Source organism: Sandaracinus amylolyticus (assembly GCF_000737325.1).
Taxonomy (GTDB): Bacteria; Myxococcota_A; Polyangia; order Polyangiales; family Sandaracinaceae; genus Sandaracinus; species Sandaracinus amylolyticus.
Window position 1 is genome coordinate 9,864,561 of the sequence record NZ_CP011125.1, and the last position, 16,845, is coordinate 9,881,405.

Here is a 16,845-nt window from a genome sequence, read left to right on the forward strand (position 1 = left end):
GGCGTCAGCCCGCGCGCACGAGCTCGATCGCGCGCTCCGGGCACGCGACGACGCAGAGGCCGCACGCGCGGCAGCGATCCGCGCCCGGCGTGTACGCGGTCTGGCGCCCGTGCGCGACGCTCTTGATCTTCGCGAGCAGACCGAGCGCGGCGAAGTCCGCGTCGTCGATGCGCCGCACCTCGAACACGTCGTAGGGGCACACCTCTTCGCAGTCGCCCTTCCCTTCGCACCGCGAGCGGCTCACGCGCGGGACGAACGCGCCGGGATCGGCTTCGCACTTCTCGCCGGGGCGCTTCGGGTGCGCGGCGGCGCGCTTGGTCTTCTCGGGGTTGCGGGCGCGGCGAGGCATGGGCACGACGGTACCCGAGCGCGCGTGAACGTCGTGCGCTCGGGCGCGTGAAGAATCGTTGCGCTCAGATGCGCGCGGCGGCTCCGTCGGGGCGCGTCACCGGCGGGCGCGGCGCGTCGCTCGCGACGGCGCGCACGTCGGTCAGGATCATCCCGCTCCGCGGGAGCGTCGGGATGCGCGAGAGGTCGATGTGCGCGTCCTGCGGCGCGAACCGGAGCTCGACCGCGCGCGTGAGGAACGTGAGCGCGACCTTCATCGCCTCGATGGTCAGCCACTCGCCGGCGCAGCGATGGCCGCCCTCGTAGCGACCGCCGCCCTGCGGGATGAAGTCGTAGGGCCCCCCCGCCCATCCGAGGAAACGATCGGGTCGGAACGCGTCGGGATCGTCGAAGAGCCGGCGATCGTGATCGGTGCCGAACACGTCGAGCAGCACCCGGCGGCCCTTCGGAAACAGATAGCCGCGCCACTCGAAGCTCTCGCGGACGCGCGCCCCGAGGAACGGCGTGAACGGATAGAACCGGCGCACCTCCTGGACGAACGCCTCGACGCGCTCGGCGCGCGTGGTCTCGTCGACCGGCGCGCGCAGCATCGCGCGATGATCGGGGTGCGCGTGCAGCGCGTGGCCGATGAACGCGACGTAGGTGCCGATCGCGACGATCGGACGCAGGACGTTCATCAGCTCGACCGAGGCCTCGTGCTCGTCGAGCGGTCGATCGTTCGCGTCGACGTGCGACGCGACGACGTACGAGGCCTGGGTCGGCGACGGGCGCAGCTCGCCGCGGCGGATGCGCTGGATCACGCCGCCCATCCAGCGCTCGGTGCGCGCGCGCGCGATGCGGCCCGCGAAGTGGCGCGGCCCGATCGTCGCGAACGAGTGCACCATCGCGCCGAAGTCCTCGGCACGCAGGCGCACCTCGCGCTCCTCGAGCGGCACCCCCGCCCACGCGCACGCGGCGCGGCACATCACGTCCTGCGCTTCCTCGAGCAGCACGATCTCCTCGCGCTGCTGCCAGCGATCGAGCGCGGCGTACCACTGCTTCCACATCTCGCCCATGAGCGCGTCGATGCGCTCGCGCGACATGAGCGACATGAACATCTTCTTCCGCTTCGCGTGCATGTCGCCGTCGAGCGTCTGCACGCCGCGCTCGCCGAGGAGCGTGCGCTGGACCGCCATCGGCACCGCGCCGCGCCGCACGAAGCGCGTCGGATCGTAGAAGAGCGCGGCCGCGTCGCGCCCACGCAGCGCGATGAAGCGCAGGCCCATGAGGCGCAGCTCGAGCACGTCGGTGTCGAGACGCTCGAAGCGACGCGGCAGGAAGAGATAGCCCTCGCGGAGGAGCGCGAGGGAGCCGTCGATCGCGGGATCGCGCGGAATGGAGCCCATCTCTGCATCTCCTCGGCGCGGGTCGCTCCGCGCTCCGTCGTACACGGACCGACGCGCAGATAGGCACCTTCCGAGGTGATCAAGTCGGGGCCCACACCTTGAGCGCGGGCGTCGCGCGACGAGATGAAGCGCGTGCGAAAGCTTCGTGGGTACGCGTGGTTCGGTGCGATCGCAGGGTTCGCGTGCGGCTGTGTCCCAGCGCCCGAGGGAGCGCCGGAGATGGACGCGACGGCATGGGATGGCGGCGGCGCGGACGCGGCGGTCGTCGTCGAGATGGACGCGACGGTCGCGATCGACGCGTCGCCGATCGATGCCGGCGCGCGCGAGGACGCTCGCGACGCGGGACACGACGCGTGGACGGACCCCTGCGAGGACGTGGTGTGCCCCGGGGACGCGTGCCGCGAAGGGCGATGCGACCCGCGGAGCGGCGAGTGCGTGCTCGGCGCGCCGCGCGCCGACGGCACGTCGTGCGACGACGGAGATCTCTGCACGCGCGCCGATGCATGCGAGCGCGGCGCGTGCGTGGGCGGCGACGCGATCACGTGCCCGCCGATCGACGCGTGCCACAGCGCAGGCACGTGCGAGCCGGCGACGGGCGAGTGCTCGACGGTGCCCGCGCCGTGCACGATCGACGTGGTCGTCCGCGTGCTCGACGCGCGCGGCGTGCCGCTCACGACGGCGGTGCCGGTGCGCGCGTTCCAGGGCGAGCGTGCGACGCCGGTCGCGGGCAAGACGGACGCGGCGGGCGAGGTGCACCTGCAGCTCACGAACGGCGCGTACCGCTTCCGCGTGCTGCGCGACGGCGTGCCGTTCTGGAGCGGCGCGGGCGATCACTGCGCGATGCCGAGCTGCACGCGCGTCGAGATGCGCCTGCCCGACACGAGCGATCTGCGCGTCGTGACGTGGGATCCGCGGATGGACGGCGCGTACGACGGAGGTGGCGAGGTGCGTCCGCCGAACCCGCACATCGAGCGCGGCGGGACGTGGCTCGAGAACTGGGCGATCGAGCGCTACGGCGCGCCCGACGCGTTCATCTCCGCGGGGCACACGCACTTGTACCCGCAGGACTGGGATCCCCCCGACGCGTGGGGGAACACGACGACCTACGAGAACCAGCACGCGTTCGGCGCGATCCTGCAGGGCGTGTACGTGCGGCTGAGCGATCGGCGCGCGTTCGATCTGGTCTCAATCGACTATCGCGTGCGCCACGACACCGACCCCGAGCACGTGAGCGCGATCCCTGGCGCCGATCCGACGAACGTGGAGATCTGGGTGTCGAGCTCGCTGACGGTGCCGACGACCGCGTGGACGCGCTACCCGACGGGCGTGCCGATCGCGGGCGAGATGACGTACTGGGGGACCGTGTTCCCGCACGAGATGACGAACGTGAGCGCGGTGTTCATCACGACCACCGGCAACGTGTCGCTCGACAACGTCGTGCTCCGGCCGCGCTAAGGTGCGCGCGTGATCACCGTTCATCATCTCGACGACTCGCGATCGCAGCGCGTGCTCTGGATGCTCGAGGAGCTCGGCGTGCCCTACGAGATCCAGCGCCACCAGCGGGACCCGAAGACGATGCTCGCGCCGGCCGAGCTGCGGCGGGTGCACCCACTCGGAAAGGCGCCGGTGATCACCGACGAGGGCGTGACGATCGCGGAGAGCGGCGCGATCCTCGAGTACCTCGTCGATCGCTACGGCGAGGGCCGGCTGCGCCCCGCGCGCGGCACGCCGGACGCGATGCGCTTCACGTACTGGATGCACTTCGCCGAGGGCTCGGCGATGCCGCCGCTGCTCGTGAAGCTGATCCTCGATCGCATCCGCGAGGCGCCGATGCCGTTCCTCGCGAAGCCGATCGCGCGGCGGATCGCGGATCAGGTCGAGCAGGCGTACGTCGAGCCGAACGTGCGGCGGATGCTCGACTTCATGGAGAGCGAGCTCGCGCTGCGCACCTGGTTCGCGGGTGACGAGATGAGCGCGGCGGACGTGCAGATGAGCTTCCCGGTCGAGGCCGCGGCGCAGCGGTTCTCGCTCGAGCGGCACCCGAAGCTGCGCGCCTTCCTCGACCGCATCCACACCCGGCCCGCGTACCGGCGCGCGATCGAGCGCGGCGGGCCCTATCGCTACGCCTGATGCGCGCGGGCCTGCGCGAAGCGCAGGTTGACGTAGTCGTTGACCAGCGCCGCCGTGAGCAGGCCCGCCGCGAAGCGCGTGGGCCCGGGCGCGAAGACGTAGGCGATCGACAGCGCGGCGCTCGACCACATGCCGAAGCAGCGCGGGCACGTGAGCAGCTCGCCGAGCGCGCGGATCGCGCCGTCGCCGCGCGGGCGCTCCTTCACCTCGTCGGGGCTCGCGCCCTCCTCGACCTCGGTGAACGGCGCGCGCACGACGCGCATCACCTTCTCGCGCGTGAAGAGGCGCGTGAGGCGGGTGGTCGCGAGGCCGAGCAGGAGCGCGTCGCGCAGCGGGAGCTCGCGCGGGAGCGCGTCGCGGCGCAGCGCCGAGACGACGGCGGTGGACGTGACCGTCAGGAACGTCGTCGCGAGCACGGCATAGTCGACGAGCGGCTCGTGATCGTGGCCGCGCCCGATGACGTGGTGGCGCCGCAGGTCGCGGCAGATGGTCTCGTTGTCCATCGTGCGCGACGTGGGGTCGCAAGAACGGCGCCGCGCCGCGGCGCGTGATCGAGCCCGCGAGCTGCGGCGATTGGCACCACCCGTGCTCTGGGCGCTCGCCGCGGCGCGGCGGACCGCTCAAGATTCGCTCGCGTGACTGCGCCGGCGTTCGCGATCGGTCCGTTCGCATTGCACGAGGTGCTCGGGCGCGGCGGCATGGGCGAGGTGTGGAGGGCCGTCCACGTCGCGCAGGGCGTGCCCGTCGCGGTGAAGGTGCTGCGCGGCGCGCGCTCGATCGCGCCCCGCTACGTCGCCGCGTTCCGGCGCGAGGCCGAGCGGCTCGCGGCGCTCGATCATCCGGCGATCGTCACGGTGCTCGACTTCGGCACGCTCTCGGCGGACGAGGCGCGCGCGAGCGACGGGCGCTACGTCGCGGGCAGCCCGTGGATCGCGATGGAGCTCGCGGAGGGCGCCTCGCTCGCGGCACTCGCGCCGATGCCGTGGAGCGACGTCGTGCACGTCGCGCGCGTGCTGCTCGACGCGCTCGCGCATGCGCACGCGCGGGGCGTCGTGCACCGCGATCTGAAGCCGGCGAACGTACTGGTCTCGGGCTGCGAGGACGGCACGCGCGCCGACGTGCTGCTGACCGACTTCGGGATCGCGCACGCGCTCGACGGCGGGGAGATCGACGACGCGGAGATCGACTCCGACGGCATGGTCATGCTCGCGGGAACGCCGGGGTTCATGGCGCCCGAGCAGGTGCGCGGAGAGTGGCGCGACTTCGGGCCGTGGACGGATCTGTACTCGCTCGGGTGCACGATCTGGACGCTGCTCGCGGGCATCGAGCCGTTCGCGGGCGCGGCCCATCGCGTGATGCTCGCGCACATGACGGAGGAGCTGCCGCCGCTCCCCGCGACGCTCGAGGTGCCCGACGATGTGCGCGCGTGGATCGCACGGCTCGCGCGCTCCGACCTGCACCTGCGGTTTCGTCGCGCCGCGGACGCGGCGGCGGCGCTCGAGCGGGTCGCAGGCCCGCGGAGCGGCCGCGGGCGGGCCTGGGCGCGCCGGGCGAGCCCGAGCGTCGCGCGCACGCTCGAGGTCGTGCGGACGCGGGCGGCCTCGTCGGCGAGCACGCCGCGCGCGGCGTCGACGGTGCTCGACGCGCCGCTCACGCCGTCGCCGGTGCGGCAGACGCCGCCCACGGCGCGCACGACGCAGCGTCCGCGATCCGCCCCGCCGCCCCCCAAGCCGGCCTTCCCCGCGAGCTGGCGCGCCGAGCGGGCGCCGCTCTCGCGCATGCAGCTCGTCGGCGCGGGGCTCTCGCTGTACGGCGCGAGAGAGATCCCGATCGTCGATCGCGACGTCGCGCGCGACGCGCTGTGGGAGGCGCTCGGCGACGTGCACGAGCGACGTGCGCTGCGCGTCGTGTTGCTGCGCGGCGCGAGCGGCGTGGGCAAGAGTCGGCTCTTGCGCTGGACGCTGCATCGCGCGCACGAGCTCGGCGTCGCGAGCACGCTCCTGGCGACGCACGGGCCGGAGCGCGGTGTGCTCGACGGGCTCGCGCCCGCGCTCGCGCGTCATCTCGGGTGCCTGCGCCTCACGCCCGACGCGCTGCGGGCGCGCATCGACGCGCTGCTCGCGATCCGCGGCGAGGGCGACGCGCTCGAGCGCGAGGCGCTCTTCGCGCTGCTCGCGAAGGTCGCGTGCGAGCCGGGCGCAGCGCCGCCGGGTGAGCGCGAGGCGACCGCGTACGCGCTCACGCGCGCGCTGGGACGCGAAGCGCGTGAGCGCACGCTGGTGCTCGGCCTCGACGATCTGCAGTGGGGCGACGAGACGACGCGCCTCTTGACGAACCTGCTGCGCGATCCCGACGCGCCGCCGATGCTCGTGGTCGCGACGGTGCAGGAGGAGGCGCTGCACGTCGCGCCCGAGACCGCGGCGGCGATCACCGCGCTCGAGCAGGACGCGCACGCGCGCGCGCTCGCGATCGGCCCGCTCGGCGAGGAGGACCAGCTCAGCCTCGTGCAGGATCTGCTGCGCCTCGAGCCCGGGCTCGCGCGCGAGCTGGTGCAGCGCACCGCGGGCAATCCGCTCTTCGCGGAGCAGCTCGTCGGGGACTGGGTGCGCCGCGAGATCCTCGAGGTGCGCGCCGATGGGTTCGCGCTGCGCGCGGGCGCGCGCGTGGACCTGCCCGACGATCTGCACGCGGTGTGGATCGCGCGCGTCGAGCGTTTGCTCGCGAGCCGACCCGCGGTGGAGCGCGAGGCGCTCGAGATCGCGGCGCTGCTCGGGCACCACGTCGACGAGGCGGAGTGGACGCGCGCGTGCGAGCTCGCGTCGCTGCCCTCGCCGCGCGAGCTCGCGACCGCGCTGGCGCGCGCGCGGCTGGTCGATCTCGGTCGTGACGGCAGCGGGATCGCGTTCGTGCACGGGATGCTGCGCGAGAGCGTGCTGCGCGCGGCCGTCGAGGCCGGGCGGCGCGACGCGCAGGTGCTCGTGATCGAGCGGCTGCTGCGCGAGCGGGTGCAGGCCGGGGCGTCGGACGCACGGGAGCGGCTCGGTCGATTGCTCGCGGACACCGGCCGCGACCTCGAGGCGGTGCCGCTCTTGATCGACAGCGCGCACGACCGGCGCGTGCAGTCCGAGGCGGCGACCTCGCTCGCGCTCCTCGATCTCGCGGATGGATGCGCCGATCGCGCGGGGATCGCCGACGACGATCCGGTGCGCGGGCGCGCGTGGCTCACGCGCTCGGCGACGCTGCGGAGCATCGGCGACTACCCCGCAGCGCTCGCCCTCGCGGACCGCACCGCGGCGCGACGCGGAGTGCCGGGATGGGACGCGCTCGCGCCGCTCGCGCTCCTGCGACGCGCCGAGGTCGAGAGCCGCATCGGGCAGATCGAGCCGGCGCGCAGAGCGCTCACCGAGGCCCACGACGCGCTGCTCGCGCAGGGCGATCTGATCAACGCCGGCCAGGCGGTGTGGCTGCTCGGGTGGCTCGACGCGTTCACCGGGCGGCTCGAGGACGCGCTCGGTCGGTTCCGCCTGATCGAGGTCTTCGCGACGCGTCAGAACGAGCCGCGGCTCTCGCTGCATCTCTACTGGGCGATGGGCTTCGCGCACCTCGCGCGCGAGGACGTCGTGGAGGCGGCGCGCGTGTACGCGCGCGCGAAGGAGATCGCGGTCGCGCAGGGGAGCCGTCTCGCGCTCGCCCACGTGCGCTTCGGCGACGCGGCGCTCGCGCTCGCGCGCGGCGCGATCGACGACGCGATCGCGACCGCGGAGGAGTCGATCGCGCTCTACCGATCGGTGCGCTCGACCGAGCAGCACTTCGCCGAGGTCGTCCTCGGGATGGCGTGGGCGCGCGGCGGGCGGCTCGATCTCGCGGACGAAGTGCTCACGCGCGCCGAGGAGTCGCTGGAGCGGCACGGACGCCACGCGTTCGCGGTGCGGGTCGGCGTGGTGCACGCCGCGGTGGACGCGGCGCTCGGCCGGTGGGAGTCGGCGCGCGCGCACCTGCTCGAGGGGCTCGAGAGCGCGAGCCGAGACGGCTACCGCGAGACGCTCCTCGCGCGCGAGGTGATCCCGGTGATCGAGCTGGCGCGCGCGGCGGGACGCGAGGAGGAAGCCCGCCTCGCGCGCGAGCTCGCGCTGCACCACCTCGACCTCCCGCACACCCGCGACGAGCGCGACGCGCTCGCCGCGAGCGCGTGATCACGGCGTGGTCTTGGCGCGCCGCGCGTCGCGCTCGACGCCGCCGCGGATCAGATCGACGAGCTCGACCGCGCTGAGCGCGCCCGCGGCGTCGGCGCCCTCGAGCACGCCGCGCGTGAGCTCGCGCTTCGCGGCGTGCAGCGCGAGCACCGACTCCTCGATCGTGTCCTTCGCGACGAGCCGCACGATCGTGACCGGCTTGTCCTGTCCGATGCGGTGCGCGCGATCGCTCGCCTGATCTTCGACCGCGGGGTTCCACCACGGATCGAGGTGCACGACCGTGTCGGCCGCGGTCAGGTTGAGCCCGGTGCCGCCCGCCTTCAGCGAGAGCAGGAACACCGTCGCCTCGCCGCGCTGGAACGCCTCGACGCGCCGCGCGCGCTCGGGCGCCGGCGTGGAGCCGTCGAGCTGCAGGTAGCTCGTCTTGCGCGCGCGCAGCAGCGACGCCGCGTTCTCGAGCAACCGCACGAACTGCGAGAACACGAGCACCTTGCGGCCCGCGCCCTCGAGCTCGTCGATCAGCTCCATCAGCGACGCGAGCTTCGAGGACGCGACGCCCGCGTCGGGCACGACCAGCGACGCGTCGCACGCGAGCTCGCGCAGCCGCGTGATCGACGCGAGCACGCGGAACCGCTGCGACTCGTCGGCGCCGGCGAGCGCGGTGATCGCGCGGGTGCGCTCCGCGTCGTACAGGCGCCGCTCGGGATCGGAGAGCTCGACGTCGCGCAGCAGCTCGATGCGCGGCGGCAGCTCGGGCGTGACGACCTCCTTCGTGCGGCGCAGCAGGTACGGCCGCACCAGCTCGGAGAGCGCGGCGAGCCGCGCCTTCTCGCCGTCCTTCTCGATCGGCTGCGCGAAGCGCGCGCGGAAGTGCTCCCAGGGACCGAGCAATCCGGGATGCACCACCGACACGATGCTCCACAGCTCGGAGAGCCGGTTCTCGAGCGGCGTGCCCGTGAGCGCGACGCGCACCCTCGCCCGCAGCGCGCGCGCGGCCTTCGTGCGCTGGGCCTCGGGGTTCTTGATCGCCTGCGCCTCGTCGAGCACCAGCGTCGCGAACTCGAGCGCGCCGAGCGTCTCTTCGTCGAGCGCGACGACGTCGTAGCTCGCGATCAGCACGTCGCCCGCGCGCGGCGGCTCGCTCTCGAGCGCGGCGTGGCGCGCGGGACCGCGATGCAGGCGCACCCGCAGCGAGGGCGCGAAGCGCTCGGCCTCGCGCAGCCAGTTGTCGCCGAGCGAGGTCGGCGCCACGACCAGCGCGGGCCCTTCGCTCGCGCGGTGCGCGAGCAGCGCGAGCGCCTGCACCGTCTTGCCGAGGCCCATGTCGTCGGCGAGCACCGCGCCCGCCTCGACCGACGCGAGCCGCGCCAGCCACTCGAAGCCCGCGCGCTGGTAGTCGCGCAGCGTCGCGTGGAGCGTCTCGGGCACCGCGATCTCACCGAGCGCGCCGGTGCGCAGCTTGGCGCGGATGCGCGTCCACGCCTCGTCGGAGCGCAGCGCACCATCGTCCGCGAGCGACTCGAGCGCGTCGCCCGCGGCGGGCACCACCGCGAGCTGGCCGCGCTGGGTCTCGAACACCACGTCGGCCGCGCGCTCGAGGCGCGCCCGCAGATCGGCCTCGATGAGCGCGAACCGTCCGCGCGACAAGCGGATGAACTTCCGCCCCGCGCGCACCTGCGCGAGGAGCTCGGCGAGCTTCACCATCTCGCCGTCGATCTCGACCTCGCCGTCGACGCCGAACCACTCGGCCGCGCTCTTCACGGTCACGCGCAGCCCGCCGCGCCCGATCGCGCCGACGTAGCGCGCGCGCGACGCCGCGTCCTCGGGCCACTCGACGTCGACGCCGGGATGCGCGTTCAGCGCCGCGATCAGCGAGAGCAGCTCGTCCTCGGTCGCGAGGTGCGCGTGCGTCTGCTCCTCGGGCAGCCCGATCGCGCGCGCGAGCTCGTGCGCCTCGTGGAGCTCGCGCCCGAGGTCGCGTCGGCGCAGCACCGGCTCCGCGGTGCCGTCCCCGAGCACCGAGACCAGCGTCGCGCCCACGCCCGCGCTCGCGCTGGTCGAGGGCGAGAGGCGGGTGCGGATCTCCACGCTCGCGCCCGCCTCGTCGGGCACGATCCGCACGAAGAGCACCGGCGCCAGCGGCGCGACCTCGCGCTCGAGCGCCGCGGAGAGCGTCACCGGCACGCGCGCCGCGACGCGCTCGACGAGCGGCAGGATCGCCGCGCGCTCGGCGTCGGGCACGACCGCGGAGTGGCGCGACGCCGCGAGCACGAGCCGCGAGAGATCCCGATCGATCGCGGCGACCAGCACCAGCCCGCGCTCGAGCACGACGTGCGCGACGCAGCTCGCGTCGCGCACCCGCGGGGCAGCGACCTCGACCGGGATGCGCGCCTCGCCGAGCGCGAGCGCGGGCCGCACGCCGCCCACCTCGTCGGCGAGCGCGAAGCGCGCCTCGACGCGTCGCACCTCGAGGGGCGCGCCACGCTCCGAGACCACGTCGGGGCGACCGACGAGCGCGAAGAGCGCCTCCGCCGACGCGCTGGGTCGGTACAGATCGCCGAGCGCGCGCAGCGCCAGCGCCTCCGCGGGGCCGATCGGGTGCTTGCTCGCGAGCGCCGCGCCCGGCGTGATGCGCGAGCCCTTGGTCCACCGACCGCGCGCGCCGCGCCGCTGCTCCGCGACGTCGACCACCGGCGCGCCGCTCTCGCTGAGCGCGACGCGGAAGACGACGCGCGTCTCGACCTCGCGCTCGTCGGCCGCGATCAGCTCCTCCTCGATGCTCTCGACCAGCCGCTTCCACGTCGGCATCGCGAGCGCCTCGGTGAGCGCGCCGTGCAGCGCGTTCGAGGGATCGTGCACCGCGTCGAGCGCGGCCCGCACCAGCGCGAGCGCGCGGCGCGGCGGAGGATGCGGAGGCTCGAACGCGAGCTCGCCCTGCTCGTGCCCCGCGAGCACCAGCTTCAGCTCGCGCCCGTCCCACGTCTCGTCGGTGCGACCGAGCGCGAGACACGGCACCGAGGCGTCGAGCGTCACCGCGTCACGACCGACGCGCGCGGCGATCCCGCCGCTCTGGTCGCGCAGCGACAGCTCCATCGTGCGCAGCGACTCCGCGAGCCGCGCCAGCGCGGGGAGCGCCGGTGTCTGCCGCCACAACATCTCGCGACGCGCGTGCTGCGCCGCGTCGGCCGCGCACGCCTCGAGGTACTTGCGCGCCGCCGCCGCGAGCTCGTGGGGAGGAATTCCCCGCGCGCTGGTGCGCCCGAGCGCCGCGCGCCGCACGTCGCCCGCGATCCCGTATCGCAGCGCGTCGGCGACCCACGTCCCTCCCTCGGCGAAGCGCGCGATCTGCGCGACCGGATCGTCGAGCCGCTCTTCCACGCCGAGCCGGCGCGCCCAGCTGACGAGCTCGTGCTCCGCGACGTCGCTGATGCGCCCTTCGCTCGCCCGCGCTTTCTTCAGGCGATCGCGCGACCACGCGCCGAACGACGCGTGCAGCGCGCTGCGCGCCGCGGGGCCGATCTCGTCGAAGCGCTCGTGGACCGCCGTGCTCTCGAGCAGCGGACCGAGCAGGCTGTCGCTGGTCGCCGCCGCGAGGCTGCGCAGCGCGCTCGCGCCCGGGCCTTCGCCCATCTGCTCGGCCACCCGATCGACGGGCTCGCGCAGGACGCCCTTTCCGTGCCGCCGGACGAGATCGGAGCGGAGCCGATCGAGGAAGTGCTCCATCTAGCGGCGCGGAGCGTGGGGTTCGCGCGCGAGGGACGCAACCTCGAACCTCGGAGCAATCTCCGCGGCTTGCGTGTACCCTCCACGAACGTCACACAACGCGCTCGACGACGAGAGCGGGATGTCCGATCCCTACCTGCTTCTGACGTTCATTCCGCTCTATCGCGATGCCGCGGGCCGCCTCTACACGGACCGCCTCTGGCAGCGCGATCTGGTCCGCCACTTCGACTACATCCCGCACGTCCGCCTCGCGTGCCCGGTGCGGCGCATCGAGGACGCGGTCGGCGTCGATCTCGCGCACGTCGAGGTGCCCGAGGGCACGCGCTTCGAGATCGTCGAGCTGCCGTGGACGCCCTCGGTGCGCTCCGCGTTGATGGCGTTGCCTCACACCATGCGCGTGCTGCACCGCGGCATCCGCGACGCGGGCCTGGTGCACTCGGGCATCGTGGGCTGGCCGTATCCGCTCGGCTGGATCGCGAACGCGATGGCGATGGCGCAGCAGAAGCCGCTGGTGCTCGTCGTCGAGAGCACGCCGTGGCGCATCGCGGGCACCGGCGCCGAGCGGCCCGTGCACGTGCTGCGCGCGCTCACGACCGAGGCGCTCGGGCGCTTCTTCGTCAACCGCGCGGACCTCACGTTCTTCACGCACGAGGGCTACCGGCGCGAGCTCTCGACGAACCCGCGCGGGCGCGCGTTCATCACGCCCGCGGCGTGGATCGACGAGAAGGACGTGCTCACGCGCGACGAGGCGACGCGCGTCTGGCAGGCCAAGCGCGAGCGGACGCCGCGCTTCGTGTACCCGTCGCGGCTGCTGCGCGAGAAGGGCACCGACGTGCTGCTCGACGCGCTGCGCACGCTCGAGGCGCAGGGCACGTCGGTGCAGGTCGACGTGATCGGCGTCGGCGATCGACGCAGCGCGTTCGAGGAAGCGGCGCAGCGGCTGCGCGTGGTGAAGCTGCGCTTCCTCGAGCCGGTCTCGTACGGCGAGCCGTTCTTCCGCTTCCTCGACGGCTATCACGCGGTGTTGGTGCCGCAGCTCGGCGACGAGCAGCCGCGCATCCTCTTCGACGCGTACGCGCGCGCGCTGCCGGTGCTCGCGTCGGACACGCCGGGCGTGTCGGCGTTCGTCGAGGATCGTGTGACCGGGCGCCTGCACGCACGGGGCGACGCGACGGATCTCGCAGCGCTGCTCGAGTGGGCGCACGGCCACGGCGGCGAGCTCGAGCGCATGGGCATCGTCGCGCGCGAGCGCGCGCTGACGTTCACCCACCGCGCGATGCACGAAGCGCGAGCGCGCGTCCTGCGCGAGCACTACGCGACCACGGTGACCCCGGTGGAGACGCGAAAGCCCGAGGTCGCCGAGGTCGCGTGACGACCCGGCTCACGATCGGTCGCGACACGACGCTCTGCATGTCGCTCTCGGGGCGGCCCGGATCGTTCGGCTCGCGCTTCCACAACCATCTGTACGCGGCGCTCGGGCTCGACTGGATCTACAAGGCGTTCTCCACGAGCGATCTGCCCGCGGCGATCGGCGGCGTGCGCGCGCTCGGGATCCGTGGCTGCGCGATCTCGATGCCGTTCAAGGAGGCGGTGATCCCGCTGCTCGACGCGCTCGCGCCCTCGGCGCGCGCCATCGAGTCGGTGAACACCATCGTGAACGACGACGGCCGGCTGACCGGGCACAACACCGACTACGCGGCGGTCCGCACGCTGCTCGAGCGGCACGCGATCGCGCCGAGCACCCGGTTCGTGCTTCGCGGCAGCGGCGGCATGGCGAAGGCGGTCGCGACCGCGCTGCGCGACGCGGGCTTCCGCGACGGAGTCATCGTCGCGCGCAACGAGACCAGCGGCCCGGCGCTCGCGAAGGCGCTCGGCTTCGCGTGGCAGCGCGACGTGGCAGGCGTGCGCGCGCCGATGCTGGTCAACGTCACCCCGCTCGGCATGACCGGCCCCGACGCCCAGGCGCTCGCGTTCGACGACGAGACGATCGCCGCAGCCGAGATCGCGTTCGACGTCGTCGCGATGCCGCCCGAGACGCCCTTCGTCGCGCGCGCCCGTGCGCTCGGCAAGAAGGTGATCACCGGCGACGAGGTGATCGTGCTGCAAGCCGTCGATCAGTTCGTGCTCTACACCGGCATCACGCCGAGCCCGGAGCAGATCGCAGCCGCCGCCCGCCACGCGCTCACGTGAGCCGCACCGACGGGAGCCCGAGGATCCCTCCCTCCACGGGATCTCGCCCGGACTCCAGCGCGCGTCCCTCGAGCACGCAGCGCAGCAATCCCGCCGCGGACATCAGCGCGTCGAAGTCGTCCTCGCTCTCCCGCGCGAGCGCGAGCTCGAGCTCGCGCAGCGAGACGTCGTGATCGCGCACCCACGCCGCGCTCGTCAGCGTCGTGATCGCCTGCTCGCGCACCTCGCGCGACGTCTTCGCGAGCCGCGAGATCGGCGCCGGCAGCTCGGGCGCGAGCGCGAGCGCGTAGCACACGCGCGGATAGATCTCGGCGATCGCGATCTTCCGCGCGATCGCGTCGAGCGCGCCGTCGAACGGCGTCACCGCGAAGTCGCACGTGCCGCTCAGCATCCGCGCGAGCTCCGCCCACAGCACGCGCGTGCCCGAGCCCACCGTCCCCGGCACGCCCGACACGACGAACGGCGACTTCGCGTCCGTCGCGACGTCGATGTCGCGCAGCAGTCGCCCTCCGGCGCGCGCCCAGAACGCGTCGAGCGAGCCCTTCCCGGCCGGCACCGCGATGAACGGTCGATCGTGTCGCCACGCCGCGGCCGAGCTCGCCTCGCGCGCGAACGACGGCGCCTCGCACGCGAGCACGAGCCAGGTGAGGAAGTCGTTCGCCTCGCGCCACGCCGGCACCGCAGCGCGCGCCCCTTCGAGATACCCGCGCGGCACGCCGAGCGCCGCGTCGATCCCGATCACGGTGCGCCCCGGCAGCGCGCGCGCGAACCCGAGCAGCCCGTCGAGCGTCGGCGTCACGTCGTCGAGCGGCGCGATGCGCCGCATCCCGACCTCCGCGACCCACGCCCGTCGACCTGCGAGCTCCTTGCTCCAGTCGACGCAGACGAACCGATCCCAGCGCGCCATCGCGCCGCGATCACACCTTGCCGGCCGCGCGCACCACGTGCTGTCCGTCGGCGGTCATCAGCACGCCGTAGAGCTCGGGGCGGCGATCACGGAAGAAGCCCCAGCTCGCGCGGTAGCTCGCGATCTTCTGGCGATCGAACGTCGCCATCACGAGCCCCTCGGTCGTGCGGTCGAGCTCGCTCACCTTGTCGCCGCGCATGTCGGCGACGAACGACGAGCCGTAGAACGTCTGCGTCAGCTCGTGGCCGATGCGGTTCGCCGCGATCACCGGCGTCGCGTTCGCGACCGCGTGGCCGATCATCACGCGCTGCCACGGGTCGCGCGTGTCGAGCTCGGGCGCGTGCGGCTCGCTGCCGATCGCCGTCGGATAGAAGAGCAGCTCCGCGCCGAGCAGCGTCATCGCGCGCGCGCACTCCGGGTACCACTGGTCCCAGCAGATGCCGACGCCGAGCGTGCCGAAGCGCGTCTTCCACGCCTTGAACCCGGTGTCGCCGGGCCGGAAGTAGAACTTCTCCTCGTAGCCCGGCCCGTCGGGGATGTGGCTCTTGCGGTAGCAGCCGAGCACGTTCCCGCCGTCGTCGACCATCGCGACGGTGTTGTAGTAAGCGCCCGGGCCCGCCTTCTCGAAGAACGAGATCGGGATGACGATGCCGAGCTCCTTCGCGAGCTTCGCGAAGAGCGCGACCGTCTCGTTGTCCTCGAAGGCACGCGCCTCCTCGAACCAGCGCTCCTTCTCCTCGCAGCAGAAGTAGGGCCCCTCGAAGAGCTCGCTCGGGAGCACCACGTTCGCGCCGCGCTTGGCCGCCTCGCGCACCCAGCCGATCACGCGCTCCACGTTCTGCGCGCGCGAGCCGCCGAGCGGACACTGGATCGCCGCGACGGTGACCTCGTTCGCCTGCTGCTCGATGCTCATCGGGATCGCTCCGGCTGCTGCTGGGTGATGCAGTGGAAGGCGCCGCCGCCTTCGAGGATCGTCTTGCTCATCCGCCCGACCACGCGGTGCTCGGGGAAGAGGGGCTCGAGCGCGCGCACCGCGGCCTCGTCCCAAGGCGTGCCGTAGGTGGGCACCACGACGCTCGTGTTGCCCACGTAGAAGTTCGCGTAGCTCGCCGGCATGATCTCGCCGTCGTCGTCGACGACCCGCCCCGGCGAGGGCATCCGTACCACCTGGAGCTTCCGACCCTTCGCGTCCACCATCGACGCGAGGTCGCGCGCGATCTCCTCGAGCACCGCCGCGTTCGGGTCGTCGTCGCCGCTCGGCGCCATGCACACCACGACGCCCGGCGCGACGAAGCGCGCGAGCGTGTCGACGTGCCCGTCGGTGTGATCGTTCAGCAGGCCGTTCTTCAGCCAGAGCACGCGCCGCACCCCGAGCGCGCCCTCGAGCACGCGCTCGATCGCCGCACGATCGAGCTTCGGGTTGCGGTTGCGGTTGAGCATGCACTGCTCGGTCGTGAGCACCGTGCCCTCGCCGTCGACCTCGATCGCGCCGCCCTCGCACACGAAGTCGAGCGCGAACGGGTGCACCTCGTCGCCGACGATCGCCTGCACGCGCTGCGCGAGGTCGGGGTCGCCCTCGAGCTCGTACTTGCCGCCCCAGCCGTTGAACACGAAGCGCACCGAGCCGAGGCGCAGCGAGCGATCGAGCAAGAACACCGGCGCGGTGTCGCGCAGCCAGATGTCGCCGTACGCCTGGCGGTGGAAGCGCGCGCCGAGGTGCCCGAGCGCCGCGCGCGCGTCGCGCTCGTCCTTCTCGGTGCGCACCAGGATCTCGAGGCGCTCGCCGCGCGGCGAGCCGGTCTGGGGATCGGGATCGGCGATGCCGTCGCAGAGCCCGACGAATTCGCGCTGCGCGGCGCCGAGCGACTCCTCCCAGAGCGTCTCGTCGCTCGGCCACGCGAGCCAGACGGCTTCGTGCCGCGCCCACTCGGCGGGCTGCTGGAATCCGGCTTCGTGGGGCGTCTTCATG

The 16,845-nt window shown here is 73.6% G+C and carries 12 protein-coding genes; 5 read left to right on the top strand and 7 right to left on the bottom strand.

Translation table 11 applies throughout. From position 1 onward, the window contains the following. Positions 1–4: 4 nt before the first annotated feature. Positions 5–349: a 4Fe-4S binding protein gene (locus DB32_RS41810; protein ID WP_053238257.1), complete on the bottom strand. Its 345-nt coding sequence runs from the start codon at positions 347–349 to the stop codon at positions 5–7. 64 nt (positions 350–413) lie between these two features. Next, positions 414–1,733: a cytochrome P450 gene (locus DB32_RS41815; protein ID WP_075097756.1), complete on the bottom strand. Its 1,320-nt coding sequence runs from the start codon at positions 1,731–1,733 to the stop codon at positions 414–416. Positions 1,734–1,952: 219 nt separating this feature from the next. Here DB32_RS41815 and DB32_RS41820 point away from each other — a divergent pair, with 219 nt between their 5' ends. Together DB32_RS41820 and DB32_RS41825 are read left to right on the top strand one after the other, a co-directional pair. Further along, positions 1,953–3,188, top strand: coding sequence for a hypothetical protein (locus DB32_RS41820; protein ID WP_169791727.1), 1,236 nt, complete (start codon positions 1,953–1,955; stop codon positions 3,186–3,188). A gap of 9 nt (positions 3,189–3,197) precedes the next feature. After that, positions 3,198–3,863, top strand: a complete 666-nt coding sequence (locus tag DB32_RS41825) for a glutathione S-transferase (RefSeq protein WP_053238259.1) — start codon at positions 3,198–3,200, stop codon at positions 3,861–3,863. Here the strand turns inward: DB32_RS41825 and DB32_RS41830 are convergent. Then, positions 3,854–4,366 (bottom strand): DUF1360 domain-containing protein, encoded by a 513-nt coding sequence (locus DB32_RS41830; RefSeq protein ID WP_053238260.1) that lies wholly within the window; start codon positions 4,364–4,366, stop codon positions 3,854–3,856. The two genes, DB32_RS41825 and DB32_RS41830, sit on opposite strands and share 10 nt — an antisense overlap. A gap of 132 nt (positions 4,367–4,498) precedes the next feature. Here DB32_RS41830 and DB32_RS46145 point away from each other — a divergent pair, with 132 nt between their 5' ends. Then, positions 4,499–8,056 carry a serine/threonine-protein kinase gene (locus tag DB32_RS46145; RefSeq protein ID WP_053238261.1) on the top strand — a complete coding sequence of 1,186 codons (3,558 nt, stop codon included), beginning with the start codon at positions 4,499–4,501 and terminating at the stop codon, positions 8,054–8,056. Here DB32_RS46145 and DB32_RS41840 read toward each other — a convergent pair whose 3' ends face one another. Next, positions 8,057–11,779: a DEAD/DEAH box helicase gene (locus DB32_RS41840; RefSeq protein ID WP_053238262.1), complete on the bottom strand. Its 3,723-nt coding sequence runs from the start codon at positions 11,777–11,779 to the stop codon at positions 8,057–8,059. Positions 11,780–11,900: 121 nt separating this feature from the next. Here DB32_RS41840 and DB32_RS41845 point away from each other — a divergent pair, with 121 nt between their 5' ends. Further along, positions 11,901–13,151 carry a glycosyltransferase gene (locus tag DB32_RS41845; protein WP_053238263.1) on the top strand — a complete coding sequence of 417 codons (1,251 nt, stop codon included), beginning with the start codon at positions 11,901–11,903 and terminating at the stop codon, positions 13,149–13,151. Next, positions 13,148–13,969, top strand: coding sequence for a shikimate 5-dehydrogenase (locus DB32_RS41850; protein ID WP_075097757.1), 822 nt, complete (start codon positions 13,148–13,150; stop codon positions 13,967–13,969). The genes DB32_RS41845 and DB32_RS41850 overlap by 4 nt, the downstream gene beginning before the upstream one ends. Here DB32_RS41850 and DB32_RS41855 read toward each other — a convergent pair. From DB32_RS41855 to DB32_RS41865, 3 genes are read right to left on the bottom strand one after another with little or no spacing between them, the layout of a single operon-like run. Then, positions 13,962–14,876, bottom strand: coding sequence for a hypothetical protein (locus DB32_RS41855; RefSeq protein ID WP_053238264.1), 915 nt, complete (start codon positions 14,874–14,876; stop codon positions 13,962–13,964). The two genes, DB32_RS41850 and DB32_RS41855, sit on opposite strands and share 8 nt — an antisense overlap. Positions 14,877–14,886: 10 nt before the next feature. Then, positions 14,887–15,789, bottom strand: a complete 903-nt coding sequence (aguB, locus tag DB32_RS41860; RefSeq protein WP_053238265.1) for an N-carbamoylputrescine amidase — start codon at positions 15,787–15,789, stop codon at positions 14,887–14,889. Then, positions 15,786–16,844, bottom strand: coding sequence for an agmatine deiminase family protein (locus tag DB32_RS41865; RefSeq protein WP_053238266.1), 1,059 nt, complete (start codon positions 16,842–16,844; stop codon positions 15,786–15,788). Before DB32_RS41865 ends, aguB begins: the two co-directional genes overlap by 4 nt. Position 16,845 lies beyond the last annotated feature (1 nt).